At 56.2% G+C, this 16,916-nt stretch carries 14 protein-coding genes and 1 pseudogene; 5 read left to right on the top strand and 10 right to left on the bottom strand.

Annotation, left to right across the window (positions count from 1 at the left end; all coding sequences use genetic code 11):
• Positions 1–11 precede the first annotated feature (11 nt).
• From AC0L6A_RS04885 to AC0L6A_RS04850, 8 genes are all read right to left on the bottom strand, one after another.
• Positions 12–944: a 2-hydroxyacid dehydrogenase gene (locus tag AC0L6A_RS04885; RefSeq protein WP_473292571.1), complete on the bottom strand. Its 933-nt coding sequence runs from the start codon at positions 942–944 to the stop codon at positions 12–14.
• A complete protein-coding gene (gene rodA, locus AC0L6A_RS04880; protein ID WP_473292570.1) occupies positions 944–2,089 on the bottom strand; it encodes a rod shape-determining protein RodA in 1,146 nt (381 codons plus the stop codon). Before rodA ends, AC0L6A_RS04885 begins: the two co-directional genes overlap by 1 nt.
• Positions 2,086–4,041: a penicillin-binding protein 2 gene (gene mrdA, locus AC0L6A_RS04875; RefSeq protein WP_473292568.1), complete on the bottom strand. Its 1,956-nt coding sequence runs from the start codon at positions 4,039–4,041 to the stop codon at positions 2,086–2,088. Before mrdA ends, rodA begins: the two co-directional genes overlap by 4 nt.
• Positions 4,038–4,577 (bottom strand): rod shape-determining protein MreD, encoded by a 540-nt coding sequence (locus AC0L6A_RS04870; protein ID WP_473292567.1) that lies wholly within the window; start codon positions 4,575–4,577, stop codon positions 4,038–4,040. Before AC0L6A_RS04870 ends, mrdA begins: the two co-directional genes overlap by 4 nt.
• Positions 4,574–5,515 carry a rod shape-determining protein MreC gene (mreC, locus tag AC0L6A_RS04865; RefSeq protein WP_473292565.1) on the bottom strand — a complete coding sequence of 314 codons (942 nt, stop codon included), beginning with the start codon at positions 5,513–5,515 and terminating at the stop codon, positions 4,574–4,576. Before mreC ends, AC0L6A_RS04870 begins: the two co-directional genes overlap by 4 nt.
• A gap of 51 nt (positions 5,516–5,566) precedes the next feature.
• Positions 5,567–6,604 (bottom strand): rod shape-determining protein, encoded by a 1,038-nt coding sequence (locus tag AC0L6A_RS04860; RefSeq protein ID WP_473292564.1) that lies wholly within the window; start codon positions 6,602–6,604, stop codon positions 5,567–5,569.
• Positions 6,605–6,857: 253 nt separating this feature from the next.
• On the bottom strand, positions 6,858–8,396 hold the full coding sequence (locus AC0L6A_RS04855) for a 2-isopropylmalate synthase (protein ID WP_473292562.1): 1,539 nt from the start codon (positions 8,394–8,396) through the stop codon (positions 6,858–6,860).
• 259 nt (positions 8,397–8,655) lie between these two features.
• A complete protein-coding gene (locus AC0L6A_RS04850) occupies positions 8,656–10,170 on the bottom strand; it encodes an MORN repeat-containing protein (protein ID WP_473292561.1) in 1,515 nt (504 codons plus the stop codon).
• A gap of 183 nt (positions 10,171–10,353) precedes the next feature.
• Here AC0L6A_RS04850 and AC0L6A_RS04845 point away from each other — a divergent pair, with 183 nt between their 5' ends.
• Positions 10,354–12,015: an NAD+ synthase gene (locus AC0L6A_RS04845; protein ID WP_473292559.1), complete on the top strand. Its 1,662-nt coding sequence runs from the start codon at positions 10,354–10,356 to the stop codon at positions 12,013–12,015.
• A 21-nt stretch (positions 12,016–12,036) separates the two neighbouring features.
• Here AC0L6A_RS04845 and AC0L6A_RS04840 read toward each other — a convergent pair whose 3' ends face one another.
• The gene (locus tag AC0L6A_RS04840) at positions 12,037–12,966 is read right to left on the bottom strand and encodes an MBL fold metallo-hydrolase (RefSeq protein WP_473292557.1); all 930 of its coding nucleotides are present in this window, start codon (positions 12,964–12,966) and stop codon (positions 12,037–12,039) included.
• Between the two features lie 96 nt (positions 12,967–13,062).
• Between AC0L6A_RS04840 and AC0L6A_RS04835 the strand changes: the two genes are divergently transcribed.
• On the top strand, positions 13,063–13,491 hold the full coding sequence (locus AC0L6A_RS04835) for a DUF1801 domain-containing protein (RefSeq protein WP_473292555.1): 429 nt from the start codon (positions 13,063–13,065) through the stop codon (positions 13,489–13,491).
• 9 nt (positions 13,492–13,500) lie between these two features.
• Here AC0L6A_RS04835 and AC0L6A_RS04830 read toward each other — a convergent pair whose 3' ends face one another.
• Positions 13,501–13,899 (bottom strand): metallopeptidase family protein, encoded by a 399-nt coding sequence (locus tag AC0L6A_RS04830; RefSeq protein WP_473292554.1) that lies wholly within the window; start codon positions 13,897–13,899, stop codon positions 13,501–13,503.
• A gap of 61 nt (positions 13,900–13,960) precedes the next feature.
• On the opposite strand from AC0L6A_RS04830, the pseudogene gltX reads away from it, so the two are divergent.
• From gltX to AC0L6A_RS04815, 3 genes and pseudogenes are all read left to right on the top strand, one after another.
• A pseudogene (gene gltX, locus AC0L6A_RS04825) lies at positions 13,961–15,287 on the top strand (glutamate--tRNA ligase).
• 66 nt (positions 15,288–15,353) lie between these two features.
• Entirely contained in the window at positions 15,354–15,893 is a 540-nt protein-coding gene (locus AC0L6A_RS04820) for a hypothetical protein (RefSeq protein WP_473292553.1), read from the top strand.
• A 277-nt stretch (positions 15,894–16,170) separates the two neighbouring features.
• Positions 16,171–16,821, top strand: a complete 651-nt coding sequence (locus AC0L6A_RS04815; protein WP_473292551.1) for a hypothetical protein — start codon at positions 16,171–16,173, stop codon at positions 16,819–16,821.
• Positions 16,822–16,916 lie beyond the last annotated feature (95 nt).

Below are 16,916 nucleotides of genomic sequence, written 5' to 3'. Positions count from 1 at the left end.
GCCGACGAAAACTAGTAACCCGCTTTCTTGTCGACCAAGTGCAAGAAGGGTTCTTTAGCTTCCCCACGACGAATATTTTCGGCAATGACTTTGGCGGCGGTATCCGGTCGTGTGTCAGACGCGATATGCGGCGTGACGGTCACATTCGGATGCGCCCAATACGGATCTTCATCCGGCAGGGGTTCCACCCGGAAAACGTCCAAAGTTGCGTGCGAAATGTGGCCACGATCCAGAGCCTCAAGCAGAGAATTGTCATCGATAAGCGGCCCGCGGCCGGGGTTGATAATCACAGCCCCTTTGGGAAGCATCGCAATGCGGTCCGCATCCAAGATATTCTCGGTGGCTTTGGTGGCGGGCAGCAGTAAGACCAGAATGTCAGAGTTGCGTAGAACATGGTCCAAGCCCTCATCACCATGAACACAGGTCACACCGTCAATTTCTTTGGCACCACGGCTCCAACCAGACACGGAAAAATTCAGATCGGTAAGCGCCTTGGCAGCCACGCGGCCCAGCTCACCCAATCCCAGTATCCCCACACGCCGATCCCGCGCCAACGGGGGTGCAAGTCGGCCCCAGGCAGGGTCAGTCCGATGGATGTCCTGATCCATTTCGAGGTGATGGCGCAGCACGTGGCCAACGACCCATTCGGTCATACCCTCGCTTAGCCCTTGATCGACCATGCGCGTGTAGGGCTGCGTCAGGGTTCGATTATAAACGATCCGTTCAACCCCTGCCCACAGGCCCAGAATTGCTTTGGTTCGGGTAAAGGGCGTGAAGTCCTGAAGTGCGCTGTTGGGATCATAGATGATGTAATCAACTTGGTCCGCCGGGATGTCACAAGACAGGTTTGCGTCGATCTTGATGTCGTTCAGGGCTTTGGTGATTTCATTCTGATAAACGTCCCAACGCTTGGGGTTGCCCGCATAAAGAATGTTGATGCTCATCACTTTTGTCTCGCTCTGTGAACATGTGCGCTTTGAACCAAACCAAAACCAACCAGCAATACCAGCATGGCAGAGCCGCCATAGCTAACCATCGGCAACGGCACTCCTACCACGGGGGCAAGGCCCATCACCATGGACATGTTCACCGCAAAGAACAAGAAAAAGGTGACCGCAACACCAAGGATCAAAAGCGAGCTGAAACGGTCTTTATTTTTGAAAGCTGATATCGCGCAGAACGTAAGAATGAGCACGTAGAGAGTTAAAAGAGATACGCCCCCCAAGAACCCGAACTCTTCCGCCAGGGTCGTGAAGATAAAGTCGGTGTGCTTCTCGGGCAGGAAATTCAGTCGCGATTGCGTGCCTTGCATAAAGCCGCGCCCAGTCCAACCGCCGGACCCCAAAGCAATCTTGGATTGCGTGATGTGATAGCCCGCCCCCAATGGATCTGTGGAGGGATCTAGGAATGTGTCGATCCTGCGGAACTGATAGTCTTTCAGCAACTGCCATTCCGTGCCCCGAGACATGAAAACAGATGTCACCAAGCCAACACCGGACGCAATGACCGCCCCAAAATACCAAAGGCTGACCCCGGCAAGGAACATGATCACACCCCCTCCGGTCACCAACAGGATCGAGGTGCCAAGGTCCGGCTGTCGCAAAACCAATAAGGTAGGAAGAACAATCAAGATCAGTGGGATAAGCACCCAAAGTGGTCGCGAGACTTTCTTGATGTCCAGCCAATCATAATAAGCTGCCAACATCATGACCAAGGTGATTTTCATCAACTCTGAGGGCTGCAACCGCATGAAGCCCAAATCAATCCAGCGCTGCGCGCCCATCCCGGTTGTGCCGATGATTTCAACCAATACCAACAAGACCAGAGACACCAGATATCCCAGCCCTGCCATATTGCGCCAAAACCAGATGGGCACCATGGCGATGACAAACATCAGTCCCATGCCCAGCGCAAACCGCTTCATCTGCGCCATGGCCCACGGGTCCATGTTTCCGCCTGCAACGGAAAAAAGCATAAGAAACCCGACACTTGCGACGGCAGTTAAAAGCAGGATCAGGGACCAGTTCATATAAAGAACTTTGCGCAGCCCTGAGGGCACATATTTTACGTTGTACTCAAGATAACTCATGCGCGCCCCTCGGCCGCTTTCAGACGATCCGCGTGCGGCATCTCAAGCATCTCTTCGATGTCACGTTGACGGGACCGGATCGTGCCACGTTGACTTGAGGGATAAGCCTCAAGCGGTGGCTGGCCCTGATAGGCTGTTTGCAACATGATATCGCGGGCAATGGGCGCGGCGGCCTTTGATCCGCCACCGCCATGTTCCACAACCACAGAGACCGCATAGCGTGGGGCATCATGAGGCGCATAACCCACGAAAAGTGCGTGGTCGCGCCGTTCCCAAGGCAGGTCTTCATTTCGCGTCACACCCCGCGCGCGCTCAGCGGCGGTAATGTTGCGCACCTGACTTGTGCCAGTTTTACCCGCCATCCGCAGGTCGTCCCCGACTACTTTGGATCGCCCAGCTGTGCCGCGACGCGCATTCACAACTTCGTACATGCCCTTACGGACCGCCTCGATATTTGTGGTGCTGATACCCAAGGCACCGTCATTGCGTATCTCGGTCTCGACCCCGTTGACTGATCGCACAAGCCGCGGATAGATCGCCTGCCCGGTCGCAATTCGCGAGGTCATGACCGCAAGCTGCAACGGAGACGCCAATACAAAGCCCTGACCAATGCCTGCATTCAGGCTGTCACCCACAACCCAGTCAGCTTGTCGCGCTTCGCGCTTCCAAGCTTTCGTCGGCATCAAACCTTGTGCAACGGCAGACAAAGGCAAATCATGCCGTTCCCCCAATCCAAGCTTGCGTGCCATTGCGGATATCTTCTCGATCCCGACTCGTTGCGCGATTTCATAGTAATAGATATCGCAGCTCTCACGCAGGCTTTTGACCAGATCAACTTGTCCGTGCCCCCCGCGCTTCCAGCAATGGAAATTCCGGGAATGAACCTCGACCCGACCGACGCAGCGGATGGTTTCATTCAAGTCGATCACGCCCTCTTCCAGCGCGGCCAAAGCGGTGACCATCTTGAAGGTCGAGCCGGGCGGATACGTACCCTGTGCGGGCTTGGCAGCCAGTGGACGGTAGGGATCGTCCAGAAGGGTCTTATAGTCGGAGCTAGAGATGCCACGCACAAACTTGTTTGGATCGAAAGTTGGCGCGGACCCGATGGCCAACACGTCACCGGTTACCGTATCCATCACCACAGCTGCTGCGCTTTCGCCAGCAAGGCGTGCTTGCACATAGGCTTGAAGATCGGCGTCAATCGTCAGCTGGACATTGTCACCTGCACGACCCTCTTCACGCCCAAGCTCTCGCATCTCGCGACCGACGGCATTGACTTCGACTTCACGTGTGCCTGCCGCGCCGCGAAGATCCAGTTCCATCTTCGCTTCAACGCCGCTTTTGCCAATCTGGAAACGCGGGATCTGCAAAAGCGGATCAGGATCTTCCAGTTTCGACAAATCATAATCTGAAACGGGTCCGACATAGCCAATGACATGGGCAAAATCATTCGCGCGCGGGTAGCTGCGGGAAAGACCCACATCTGCAGTGACACCAGGCAAAGCCGGGGCGTTCACGGCGACTTCGGCCACGTCCTCCCACGCGATACGATCAGCTACTGTCACTGGCACAAAGGGGCTGCGGCGACGCATCTCATCCAATGCGCGCTTCACATCCTCATCTGAAATCCAAACGATTTTGCGCAAACGCTCCAAAACCTGCTCGGGATTTTCGGCATCCTCGCGGATCATGACAATCCGATAGTTCTGTTCGTTCCCCGCAATCAGTACACCGTTGCGATCATAGATCAGGCCACGCGCCGGCGGGATCAGCTGGAATTTGACGCGGTTTTCTTCAGCAAGGTCTCGGTATTCGTCTGCCTGTTCGACTTGCATGTAGCGCATGCGACCAACCAAAATGGCCGCAAAAGACACCTGAAGACCGCCCAATAGAAGACCACGCCGCGTAATCTTGCGTGCACTTGCTTCGGTATCTGACGGAGAGCGTTTCATGCTGCTTGGCTCCGAATAGGATCATCACCCGGCTGTAGTTTTTCGATCCCCAGAAAGAAAACCGAGATGAAAACAACAATGGGATAGATGGCGATCGTAGCCAAAAACTGCATAAGGGCGCGCCCAAAGGGGATCTGATCAACAAAGAAGACCATCAGCAGGATTCTTTCCCCCAAAAGCATGGCCAGCAGCACGGCAGACACCACACCCATTTCCACCAAAAAATGCTGCTCGCGAAGACCCGCCTCGCGGCGACGCAGAACTTCTAAGCCGAGAACTGCCATCATAGCCCCGACTGCTGGTATATCCTGAAACAACAGATCGGTCAGGAAAACGATAACAGCCACAAGTAAGATTGGAACGTAGTCTGGACGGCGCAGCATCCACGCCATGACGATCGCCATGAAGATGTCAGGGCCCGGAAACCGCCCAGCGCTGAGGTCCAACGGAAGAAGTTTTACAAAAAGAAGCCCGACCGAGACCGCAACCAGCAGCCCCCAGAACGCCCAACGCAGCAGGGTAATGCGATCGGTCATTCCCCCTGCCCTCCATCTGTTACGTCGGGCTCGGGTTCTTCGCTATCTGCGCCAATCACCGGTACGGGCGGCGCGGCTGGCGTTGAGACGATCAGACTGCCTTCGCCCTCGACCATCTCACCCGGATGGCTGCGGAGAACCCGCAGGAACTCTAAGCGTTCGTAGTCGGCAGCCAAGCGAACACGCAAACGACGATCACTGCCCAAAGCCACATGCCCCACCAAAAGACCTGCCGGGAACACACCACCATCGCCCGATGACACGACGCGATCCCCAGGCCGAACCTTTTCAGGACTTTCCAGAAAATCGATTGGTGGCGCGGCCGAGTTGTCACCAACCAAAAGGGCATTTTGACCAGATGGTTGGACCATGATCGGGATGCGACTGTTGCTGTCAGTCAGTAGGATGACACGGCTTGTGCGTTTTCCAACGCCTGAAATCCGTCCGGCAAGCCCAAGGCCATCCGTTGCAGCCCATCCATCTACAAGCCCGTCACGGGTGCCGATGTTCAGCAGGACCGACTGGCGAAAGGGTGAGCCGCTATCAGCCAGTACCACGCCGGTCACAAAGCTTAGCTGAGCGTCCAACCGTACATTGTTCAGGTTCAACAGCTGGGCGTTTTCCTGCTCCAACTGCAAGGCCGCTTCCTTCCACGCCTTCATTTGCTGAAGCTCGCGGCGCAATTCTTGGTTTTGTTCGTAAATGCGTGTGTAGGATTGGAAATTCTCAACCATACCAACCAACTTGGTGACCGGCACCAATGCCCAGTCAAAACTGGGAACAACGGCGTCAATCAGGTTGGAACGGAAACGTTCGACCCTTGGGCTATCGATCCGCCAGACCAGAAACACCAGAAACAAACACAGCACCAGCAGACTGATAAACAGCCTGCGAAGCGGACGTACATAGTCCTCGCTCTGGTTTGGTTTAAGTGCCAATCTGGCCTCCGGTTACCCGACGGGCGCGCCCCACCGGCGGGGCAGACCCGATCAGCTGTCGTAGTCGATTACGTGACGCAGTTGCTTTTCGAACTCCAGCGCTTTGCCGGTGCCCAGTGCCACACAGTTCAAGCTTTCATCTGCAACCGAGATGGACAGACCCGTCTGCTCGCGCAAGGCAAGGTCCAGCTCGCCCAACAATGCGCCACCACCTGTCAGCATCACGCCGCGATCCACAATATCCGCGGCCAAATCGGGCGGTGTGGCTTCAAGCGCGGTCATCACCGCTTCGCAGATTTGCTGCACTGGCTCGGCCAGAGCTTCCGCAACTTGCGCTTGGTTAATCTCGGTTTCCTTAGGCACACCGTTCAGAAGGTCACGCCCTCGAATTTGAAGCGAGGTGCCACGGCCATCATCGGGCATGCGTGCGGCACCGATGGTGGTTTTGATACGCTCGGCGGTGGTTTCACCAACCAGAAGGTTCTGCTGTCGACGCAGGTAGCTGATGATCGCGTCATCCATGCGGTCACCACCAACACGAACCGAACGTGCATAAACAATGTCACCCAATGACAAAACGGCCACTTCGGTCGTACCACCACCAATGTCCACAACCATGTTACCGGTTGGGTCAGTGATTGGCATGCCTGCCCCGATGGCTGCGGCGATCGGCTCGGCCACAAGACCGGCGCGACGGGCACCTGCAGACAGAACCGACTGACGAATGGCCCGCTTTTCAACCGGGGTCGCACCATGAGGTACGCAAACGATGATTTTCGGCTTCGAGAATGTCGTGCGCTTGTGGACCTTCCGGATGAAGTGTTTGATCATCTCTTCCGCGCTGTCAAAATCTGCGATGACACCTTCACGCATCGGGCGGATCGCTTCGATCGAGCCGGGTGTCCGGCCAAGCATCAGCTTGGCGTCTTCGCCCACGGCCAGAACTTTTTTCACGCCGTCTTTGACGTGATAAGCCACCACTGAGGGCTCGTTCAGAATGATGCCTTTGCCCTTTACGTAGACCAGCGTATTCGCGGTCCCAAGGTCAATCGCCATATCCGACGAAAACAAACTCGAAAGCCCTACCATTTGGATGCCTATCCCGTTCAAATACCCTTCAGCGCCCGCGACTCCCCTAGGGTCCGGACCGGTGGATATATAAGCGTCCAAGCCCTTTGGTGAAAGCCCTAAAGCAAACACGCAAGCGGCTTATCGCCAAGAACCAAGGAAATTCATACAATTGGATGAGGTTTGCCCGCGCAGGGGTGGGCAGGACTTTCAATTTTCGAACCAAACACCTGTCATACGGGCAAAATTTCTCTGCCCGTATGAAGTTCTTTGATCAAACGCTTTCAGGTTTGGTCTTTTCGCGGCGCGTGATCAGGTTATTCAGCGCGTTCACATAGGCCCGAACCGATGCCAGGATCGTGTCTGTATGGGATGACTGACCACTTACGATCTTGCCGTCTTCTTCCATGCGAACCGACACAGTGGCTTGTGCATCTGTCCCTTCAGTCACGGCATGCACTTGATAAAGCTGCAATTTTGCCTCGTGCGGGAAGACCTGCTTTATGCAGTTGAACGCCGCATCTACAGGCCCATCACCTTCGGAACTGACTTTGCGCTCGACCCCATCGACGGTCATGGTCAGATCGGCGGTGTTCTTTTCTTCCGTTCCAGCCACAACATGCAGCGACTTGACCTGCAGACGGTCATTGGCATCATCCGTGCCGTCGGTCATCAGCGCGATCAGATCATCGTCGAACACTTCTTTCTTGGTATCAGCCAGTTCTTTGAAGCGCACAAAGACGTCTTTCAACTGGTTGTCACCCACATCAAAGCCCAAATCAGTCAGCTTTGCCTTCAGCGCAGCCCGGCCCGAGTGTTTGCCCAATGGCAAAGAGGTGCCAGCCAAACCGACATCCTCCGGGCGCATAATCTCGAAGTTTTCTGGGTTTTTCAGCATACCATCTTGGTGGATGCCACTTTCATGCGCGAAAGCGTTCTTCCCAACGATGGCCTTGTTATACTGAACCGCAAATCCCGACACCTGCGCCACACGACGCGAGATGTTCATGATCTTCGTGGTATCGATCTGGGTTTGATAAGGCATGATGTCGTTGCGCACTTTCAGTGCCATGACGACCTCTTCCAGTGCGGTATTCCCAGCCCGTTCACCCAAGCCATTGATGGTGCATTCGATCTGACGCGCACCCGCTTCGACAGCCGCCAGAGAATTCGCGGTCGCCATGCCCAAATCATTGTGGCAGTGGGTGGCAAAGATGACCTCATCCGCACCAGGAACACGTTCGATCAGCATCCGGATCAAGTCCGCACTTTCGCGCGGCGCGGTGTAACCCACCGTGTCCGGGATGTTGATTGTGGTTGCACCAGCCTTGATCGCGATCTCAATCACGCGGCACAGATAGTCATGCTCGGTCCGGGTCGCATCCATTGCTGACCACTGAACGTTATCGGTCAGATTGCGCGCATGTGTGACAGTCTCGTGGATCAGATCCGCCATTTCATCCTTGGACAGGTTGGGGATCTCGCGATGCAACGGCGAGGTGCCGATGAAGGTGTGGATACGCGGCTTGGCAGCGTGGCGCACAGCTTCGGCGCAGCGGTCAATGTCTTTAACGTTTGCACGGGCCAGTCCGCAGATGACAGAATTTGTCGATCGCTTTGCAATCTCGGACACAGCCGCGAAATCACCTTCCGAGGCAATCGGGAAGCCTGCCTCGATGATATCCACGCCCATCTCGTCCAGCATCTCGGCGATTTCAATTTTTTCATCATGCGTCATGGTTGCGCCGGGACTTTGTTCGCCGTCACGCAAAGTGGTGTCGAAAATCAACACGTGATCCGATGGTTTGTTCATTGTCTTATCTCTTTGATATGAGTGTCTTAGCCTAGGTAGCCCGTCATGCTGGGCTGGTTCGTGGCGCGGCTGGCGTGTCCCCTGAGCGGTCGCGCCAAAACGGCACGCTCAGAGGCGGCTAAGAAGTAGCAGAAGACCCTGCGCGGGGCCGGACGTGATGATATGTATCTGCATTGCCATAAGCGTGAATATACGGCGCTTTACGCCGAGTTAAAGCCCTTTTTTGGGAAAACCGCTCAGAATGCAGCCGCGAACCTGCTTATTCGCTGCTTGGTTGCTCTTCTGTCACGGCCGGTGTTGTTCCTGCTGCAGATGCGGCGCCTGCTGCCGCTGCGGCTTCGGCGGCTGCTTCACTATCAACAGCCGGTGCAGGAGCTGTTTCAATCGCGTCGGCAGCCACGCCGTCTTCCCAAGTGCCCTCTTCCTGACTGCCATCAGCACGATAGACAATCCCGGCACCGTGGCGCTTTCCGTTCTGGAAGTTTCCTTCATATCGATCTCCACCAGGATAGATCGCAATACCCGGTCCGTGGAACAATCCTGACAGCCACATGCCTTCGTAGTTGAACCCGTCAGCCGTGACGAATTTGCCGCGCCCTTCACGTTCCCCCCCGACAAATTCGCCATCGTAAATCGAGCCATCCGCCAGTTTTGATACGCCCTGCCCGTGGGGCATGCCGGATTGCCATCCGCCAACATGGCTGGCGCCATCGGACGTGACCAAGGTTCCTTCGCCATCAAACAGCGCATCCTTGAACATCCCTTCATAGCGCGCGCCATCGGCAAGAAGTGCAATCCCTTTGCCGTCGATAACGCCGCCTTTCCAGTCACCCTCGAAATTGCTGCCATCTGGGTAGGTGATCATTCCGGCACCATCCGCCAATCCGGCGCGGAACTGACCTTTGTAAACAGACCCATCGGGGTATGTCACGTTGCCATCACCTTCGATCACTCCGGCGACCCAATTGCCTTCGTAGCGATATCCGTCGCTTCCTACGAAAGCGCCCTGACCGTGTCGTTGATCTCCTTCAAAACTACCTTCATATCGATCGCCGTTTGCATAGGTGACTGTCCCAGCCCCTTGTCGCGACCCGGCTTGGAACTGCCCAGAGAACACATCGCCATTTGCTTGTGTCAGGACACCTTCGCCGTGCATCTGACCCTTGGTCCAGTTGCCTTCGTACTTCATACCGTCAGGTTGGGTCAGCTTGCCTGCGCCATCGCGCTCTCCGGCCCGCATGCCGCCTTCATAGACAGAACCGTCTGGATAGGTGGACCTGCCACGGCCCTCTTTTACACCTGCAATCCAATCGCCTTCGTAAACGTAACCCGACGGGCTTTGCAGACGACCTTGGCCATGATGCATTGCGTTGCGGAACCCACCTTCGTACTGAATGCCATTGGCATAAAGGGCCTGACCTGATCCATTGATCTTGCCATCCACCCAATCGCCTTCAAAGCTGGCACCGTCCGCGAAAGTGATTTTGCCAAACCCCTCCGGCTTTCCCTTCACGAAGTTGCCTTCGTAGATCGACCCGTTGGGGAAACGGGCCACACCTTGCCCAAGGATCTCTCCGTCAATGAATTCGCCGGTGTATTCATAACCCGATGGAAGGCTAAGCGTTCCCATTCCGTGCTGCAAACCGCCCTTGAAAGTCCCTTCATAGACAGAACCATCGTCATACTGTTTGGTTTCAACCTGCGCTGCAGCGGCCACTGGCATGCATAGCGACAAGGCAATCAATACTCGTATTCCGGCAAATGGGCGTTGCATCTCGAAACCTCGTTCAAATTCTTTGACTTTTTATTGGACCGCCGAAGCAAGCCTGCGCCCAGACTATGACGTCCCAAAAGCCGAGACAACGCTTTTCAAGCTCAGCCTCTTTATCCTGCGGACAAACCTGCTACATCTGTGCCGAACCATCTTCGGCTACGGCCGGACACAAGGACATGCGTGATGAGTGAGAAATTTCGCCTGACACTGGCACAACTGAACCCAACCGTGGGCGCAATTGCGGCAAATGCCGACAAGGCGCGCGCTGCATGGGACGCCGCGAAAGACGCTGGCAGCGACATGCTGGCTCTGCCTGAAGCCTTCTTGACCGGGTATCAGACGCAAGATTTGGTGATGCGCCCGCAGTTCTATCGCGACGCGATGGACGCGGTGGACCAGCTGGCAATTGACTGCGCTGATGGGCCGGCCATTGGCGTCGGTGCCCCTTACCATGACGGCAATCACCTGTTTAACGCCTATTACATCCTGAAAGACGGGAAGGTCAGCACGCGCGTTTTGAAACAACGCCTGCCAAACGAAACCGTCTTTGACGAGGAACGTCATTTCACCTCGGCCGATCCGCAGGGTCCCTATTCGATGGGACCAATCCGCATTGGCACGCCGATCTGCGAGGACGCATGGCACGCCGAAGACGTCTGCGAAACGCTGGCCGAAAGCGGTGCCGAGTTTTTGCTGATCCCCAACGGATCACCCTATTACCGCAACAAGTTTGACGTGCGGCTGAACCACATGGTGGGCCGTGTGGTCGAAACCGAGCTGCCGCTGATCTATCTGAACATGGTTGGCGGGCAAGATGATCAGGTGTTTGACGGTGCATCCTTCGCCTTGAACCCAGGCGGAGAACTGGCCTTCCGCATGGCTGATTTCGATGAAGAAATCAGACACGTAGACCTTATCAGCACCGATGATGGCTGGCGCATCCAGCCCGGAACCATCGCCCAGCTTAGCGATGAGTGGGAAGGGGATTATCGCGCGATGGTCGAAAGCCTTCGTGATTATATGGGCAAAACCGGCTTTAAACAGGTGCTTCTGGGCCTGTCTGGCGGGATCGACAGCGCGATTGTTGCGACCATTGCCGCTGATGCGCTTGGCCCCGAAAACGTGCGCTGCGTGATGCTGCCGTCCGAATACACGTCGCAAAGCTCTTTGGATGACGCCAAGGACATCGCGAACCGCCTTGGCTGTACGTATGATTTTGTACCGATCAAAGAAGGGCGCGACGCGATTACCAACACTCTGGCCCCGTTCTTCGAAGGACTAGAGCCCGACGTGACCGAAGAAAACATCCAGTCCCGCCTGCGTGGTCTGCTGTTGATGGCGCTTTCCAACAAAACCGGCGCGATGCTTCTGACCACCGGCAACAAATCCGAGGTCGCCGTGGGCTATGCCACGATCTATGGCGACATGTCGGGCGGCTATAACCCGATCAAAGATCTGTATAAGATCCGCGTGTTCGAACAATGCCGCTGGCGCAATGCCAATCACCGCGACTGGATGATGGGCCCGGAAGGCGAGGTTATCCCCGTCTCGATCATCGACAAACCGCCCTCGGCCGAGCTGCGACCGGATCAGAAAGACGAAGACAGTCTACCCCCTTACGAGGTGCTGGATGCGATCCTTGAAGGCCTGATCGACGACGAAAAATCCGTGGCTGAACTGGTCGCCGAAGGGTTTGACAAGGCAACGGTCAAGAAGATCGAGCATCTGGTCTTCATCAGCGAATACAAACGATTCCAGTCCGCCCCTGGTACACGCTTGACCAAGCGCAGTTTTTGGCTGGATCGCCGCTATCCGATCGTGAACCGCTGGCGGGACGGCACGTGAGCCACCCCGCAGCATGCTTGATCACATCAACAGCTGATAGCTGTGCGGCACATATTGGAACCCCGCATCACGGGCTTCGACATAGCCCAGCGCGGGGAACGGCATGTGATAGCCGATGAAGGGCATTCTCTCGGCGGCCAGCATCCCCAGCAGCGATTTGCGTGTGGCGGCTGCGGCTGATTTGTCCATGTCGAACTTCACCTCCCAGTCGGGATAGCCCAGCGACCAGACATAATGGTTGGCAAAATCCGCTGCAATCAACAGCGACTGACCGTCGCTATCCAGCCGATAAGCCATATGACCGGGCGTATGGCCAAAGGCTTCGACGGCTTCGATCCCTGACAGAACCGCGTCGCCGGGCGACAGCATCGTCGTCTGTTCGGCCAGCGGGGCCACCTTGGCGTTGAACCCATCATTGCCGGCGGCAGCCCAGTGATCAAACTCGACCGCCCCCGTCACATAGCGCGCATTTGGGAAAGTTGCACCTGCGTCGCCCATCAAGCCGCCGATATGATCGCCATGCATATGGGTGATGACGACGATATCGACATCCTCGGGTGCGTATCCAGCCGCCGTCACCGCTGCGGTGATCCCTGCAGGATTCAATCCAGTGTCAAACAATACCAGATCCACGCCGGTGTTGACCAAGGTGGGCGTAAAGAAGAACTGCGCCGCATCCGTCGGGATATTGGCGGCCGCACTGGCGGTGGCGAACTCGTCCGCACCGACGTTCATACCAAAAATGGCCTGAGGGTCAGGCACGGTTCGCGCGCCTGCCAGCAAGGTCGTTACCTCGAACGCGCCAAGCTTGAAACGACGGGCATCTATGGTCTGCGCGCCCAGTTGCGGCGCCATTGCCTGCGCGGTCGAGGCCAGCCCAAGGGCCGGAGCTGCCGCGCCCAGCGCCATGAAATGACGGCGTGACAATTTGGGAATTGGGAAATCGGACATCGAAGCCTCCCTTTGAATTTTGTTGAAACGAGTGCGGAGAGTATACTCACAATTATCCAGCACAGACGCACCGTCACAAGATTGTGAGACCCACACATGTCCCAGAACAAAACAGCCCCAACGGATCAGAGCGTGCAGGACTTCATCGCCGCAGTTGAACCCGCAGCAAAATGTGAAGACGCGCAGGTGCTCGACCACCTGTTTCGCGATGTTACCGGGTTTCAACCCGCCATGTGGGGGCCGTCGATTATCGGATATGGCCAGTATCACTATGTCTATGAAAGTGGGCGCGAGGGCGACTTTCTGGCAACCGGATTTTCACCGCGCAAGGCCCGCCATTCGATTTACATCATGCCGGGTTATGCCGACTACGCAGACATTCTGGCGCGGTTGGGAAAGCATAAGATGGGAAAATCCTGTCTTTACGTGAACAAGCTGGCTGACATCAATCTTGATGTTTTGACAGAGCTTATCCAAGCCGGGCTTGCCGATCTGGACAAGAAGTGGCCGGTTCAGCCAACTTAATCCCGCTGCTTATTCCCACCAGTGATCAATCGCGGCAATGTCCTCGTCAGACCATCCGAAGTGATGGGCAAACTCATGCACGACAATATGTGTCACCAGTTCGACTATGGTTACATCCCCGCGCCGCGCCAGTTCATCCAAGATAGGGCGCCGAAACAGCCATATCGCATCCAAGGCCAAAGGCTGATCGCTTGGCACCTTTTCTGTTAAAGGCACACCGACATACATGCCGGTTAGTTCATAGGGGTCAGCAATGTCGTGATCAGCCAGCAAGTTGGCGCCTGGGATCTCGGCCACATGAATACCAACGTCCAAGGCTGGCTCGGCAAATGGGTCTGGCAGATGGGCACGCGCCTCAAGCGCTAGTTGCTCAATCTGCGCCAAACTGGGTGCAGATGTCTTCTCCATAGGGAATATTATGGACAATTACGGGCCAATATGAAAGAGGGACCGCCAAGGAGATCAACCCATGACCACCACCCGTTTCGCCCCTTCGCCCACCGGCTATATCCATGTGGGCAACCTGCGCACCGCGCTATTCAACTATCTGATCGCTGCAAAATCGGGTGGCCAGTTCATTCTGCGCTTGGATGACACCGACCCGGAACGCTCGAAGCAGGAATATGCGGATGCGATCATGGAGGACCTGGAATGGCTGGGCCTGACATGGGATCGCGTGGAAAGACAGTCTGATCGTCTGGACCGCTACGAAGCCGCCGCGCAACAGCTGCGTGACATGGGCCGTTTCTACGAGTGCTTTGAGACCCCGACCGAGCTGGACCTGAAGCGCAAGAAGCAGCTGAACATGGGCAAACCGCCGGTCTATGACCGCTCAGCGCTTGCGCTGTCTGACGACGATAAAGCCAAGCTGCGTGAAGAGCGTGGCCAAGGCCATTGGCGCTTCAAGCTGGATCATCAGCGGATCAACTGGACCGACGGCATTCTGGGCGACATCTCGATTGACGCGGCCTCGGTCTCGGACCCGGTTCTGATCCGCGGCGACGGGCAGTTCCTTTATACGTTGGCTTCGGTTTGCGACGATATCGACTTCGGCATCACCAACGTGGTGCGTGGTATCCGATCACGTGACCAATACGGGCACGCAAATCCAGATCATCGAAGCCCTCGGCGGCGCTGTGCCCAGCTTTGCCCACCATTCGCTTTTAACCGGACCGCAAGGCGAGGCTCTGTCCAAACGTCTTGGCACGCTGGCCATCCGCGACCTGCGCGAACAAGGCGTACAGCCAATGGCCCTGCTCAGCCTGCTGGCGCGCCTCGGCTCGTCGCAACCGGTAGAACTGCGCAGCTCGCTGGAAGAAATCATCGAAGGGTTCGACCTGACGACCTTCGGCTCGGCCCCGACCAAATTCGACGTGCAGGACCTGTTTCCGCTGACCGCACGCCATCTGGCATCCCTGCCGCTGAATGCAGTGCAGGCCAAGCTGGACGAGATTGGCGTGCCCGCAGAGTTGGCTGAAGACTTCTGGACCGTCGCGCGCGAAAACATCACGACGCTGGCCGATCTTGATGGCTGGTGGGCGCTGTGCCGCGACGGCGCCGAGCCGCTGATCGACGACGACGACAAAGACTTCATCACCGAGGCCATGACCTTGCTGCCCGACGGACCCTTTGACGGCGACAGCTGGTCAAACTGGACGTCGGCCGTGAAAGAGGCAACTGGCCGCAAAGGCAAAGGCCTGTTCATGCCGCTGCGCAAGGCCGTAACCGGCATGGAACGCGGACCCGACATGTCCGCCCTTCTGCCCTTGTTGCAAGTTGTGCGCGCGAAGGGGTAAGGCGCGACCAAAACAAGCAAGGTCGCCAAACCCGGCGATCTTACACAACTATTCTCGGCTTCAAGAATGCCCAGCGTCACATGCCTGAACTCCGAAAAAACAAGCCTCGGCTTAATCCGTGCGCAAGCCACGGTTTCTGGCGTCGAGATATCACCTAAAATTGTCTCCTTAAAGAGGAACAAGATCGAGCCTCGTCTTCCTCCGGGCATGCGCGTGCTGAACTGCTCTGCATTCATCCTTAGAATTTCGGGGCCGGTTCAGATCGAACATTTGGAATTTCGCATCGCGATGGAGGGCCAAATTGAAGGCTCTCCGTGTACAGGTCAGTGTTTGGATGCTCAGGAATGGTCATCGGAGGACTTTACCGTTGTCGTAGGCACCGAAGACGGTGAAAGCCTCGGTGCCCGGCTTGAGCAACCAAAACTCGAAGATAGTGCAGTTGTGAGCTATAGTGAGCATTCCATGATACTTAGGCTCCAGAACTTAGCGAAACGTAAGGAATACTCTTTCCATTTTCTGGTCGCTGAAAACTCTCACCCAGAACCGGTAGAGTCTTCGGCGTGGTTTGCGGTCGATCAATCACACGCGCACGTCTTGCGCTTCTAGAATGCTGTTCAATCGACCCTACTCCTCCTCATCCCCGCACATTCTGTGTGCACTGCGTGCACTAGCGCTGCTATCTAACCTGCCTCATGCTGATTCCAGTAAAATTTGGGAGTGATGACCATGGTTAAAACGCATGCCAAGTTCTTTGAAGGCAACCTTTCAAGCACATCTCGGTCATATCCCTGACCGCATCTGTCGTCTCTGTTTCCACTGTTGCAAGTGTTCCGCGCAAGGGGCTAACTTTGCCTCAAGTTGAAAAACATCAGTAAGGATAGACATGACTGATTTTCGGAAAGCAGGCGGCATAGCAGCGCTGATTTGTGCGGCGACATACCTGTTTGGTATCGTGATAATGGTTGCTGTGCTTGAACCTGCGGGCTTTGGCGCGTCTGATGCTTCGCCACAGTCACGTCTGGACTTTCTGACCGCGCAGCAATCGGTTTTGTCGATCTGGTATCTGGTCATTTATGTGGTGAATGCTGTCGCGCTTGCCGCTTTGGTCATCGCCTTGCGCGCATTGCTAAAGCCCGCAGCCCCGGTCCTGTCCGACATGAGCGCTGGCTTTGGCATGATCTGGGCCACACTTGTCATGGGCGCGGGTATGATCGCCAATGTGGGGCTTACAGCCACCCTCTCGATGACCGCCTCACCCGAGCTTGCGGCCCATCTGTGGACCACCATCACCACCATTGAAAACGGCCTTGGTGGCGGGAACGAGATCGCAGGGTCCGTCTGGGTGATCACCATCAGCCTTGCCGCGTGGTCGGCAGGCATTCTACCGCGCGCATTGAACCTGTTTGGCTATATCATAGGCGCCAGTGGTCTGCTTACCATCATCCCAGCACTTGAGGCCTTTGGCATGATCTTCGGACTGGGTTTTATCGTGTGGTTCGCCGCTGTCGGCTTTGTCCTGATGCGCAAAGCCTGACCGCACTTCGCCAATTTGTGCACACCACCTGTGCGCCACGCGCACTGGTGTCACCACCCGTTCTGCGCCATGGTAATCCCAGCGAACAGTGAAGG

The sequence above is a fragment of the Aliiroseovarius sp. D2-2 genome, assembly GCF_055809455.1.
The sequence above is the reverse complement of the archived record's forward strand: the minus strand, read 5'-3'. Positions and strand labels throughout refer to the sequence as shown.

Coding starts and splice junctions, on each gene's coding strand:
- AC0L6A_RS04855 (WP_473292562.1), bottom strand. CDS start 8,396: ATGAACAAACCATCGGATCACGTGTTGATTTTCGACACCACTTTGCGT.
- AC0L6A_RS04820 (WP_473292553.1), top strand. CDS start 15,354: ATGCCCAGCGTCACATGCCTGAACTCCGAAAAAACAAGCCTCGGCTTA.
- mrdA (WP_473292568.1), bottom strand. CDS start 4,041: ATGAAACGCTCTCCGTCAGATACCGAAGCAAGTGCACGCAAGATTACG.
- AC0L6A_RS04885 (WP_473292571.1), bottom strand. CDS start 944: ATGAGCATCAACATTCTTTATGCGGGCAACCCCAAGCGTTGGGACGTT.
- AC0L6A_RS04845 (WP_473292559.1), top strand. CDS start 10,354: ATGAGTGAGAAATTTCGCCTGACACTGGCACAACTGAACCCAACCGTG.
- AC0L6A_RS04860 (WP_473292564.1), bottom strand. CDS start 6,604: ATGGTAGGGCTTTCGAGTTTGTTTTCGTCGGATATGGCGATTGACCTT.
- AC0L6A_RS04840 (WP_473292557.1), bottom strand. CDS start 12,966: ATGTCCGATTTCCCAATTCCCAAATTGTCACGCCGTCATTTCATGGCG.
- AC0L6A_RS04870 (WP_473292567.1), bottom strand. CDS start 4,577: ATGACCGATCGCATTACCCTGCTGCGTTGGGCGTTCTGGGGGCTGCTG.
- AC0L6A_RS04850 (WP_473292561.1), bottom strand. CDS start 10,170: ATGCAACGCCCATTTGCCGGAATACGAGTATTGATTGCCTTGTCGCTA.
- AC0L6A_RS04830 (WP_473292554.1), bottom strand. CDS start 13,899: ATGGAGAAGACATCTGCACCCAGTTTGGCGCAGATTGAGCAACTAGCG.
- AC0L6A_RS04815 (WP_473292551.1), top strand. CDS start 16,171: ATGACTGATTTTCGGAAAGCAGGCGGCATAGCAGCGCTGATTTGTGCG.
- AC0L6A_RS04835 (WP_473292555.1), top strand. CDS start 13,063: ATGTCCCAGAACAAAACAGCCCCAACGGATCAGAGCGTGCAGGACTTC.
- rodA (WP_473292570.1), bottom strand. CDS start 2,089: ATGAGTTATCTTGAGTACAACGTAAAATATGTGCCCTCAGGGCTGCGC.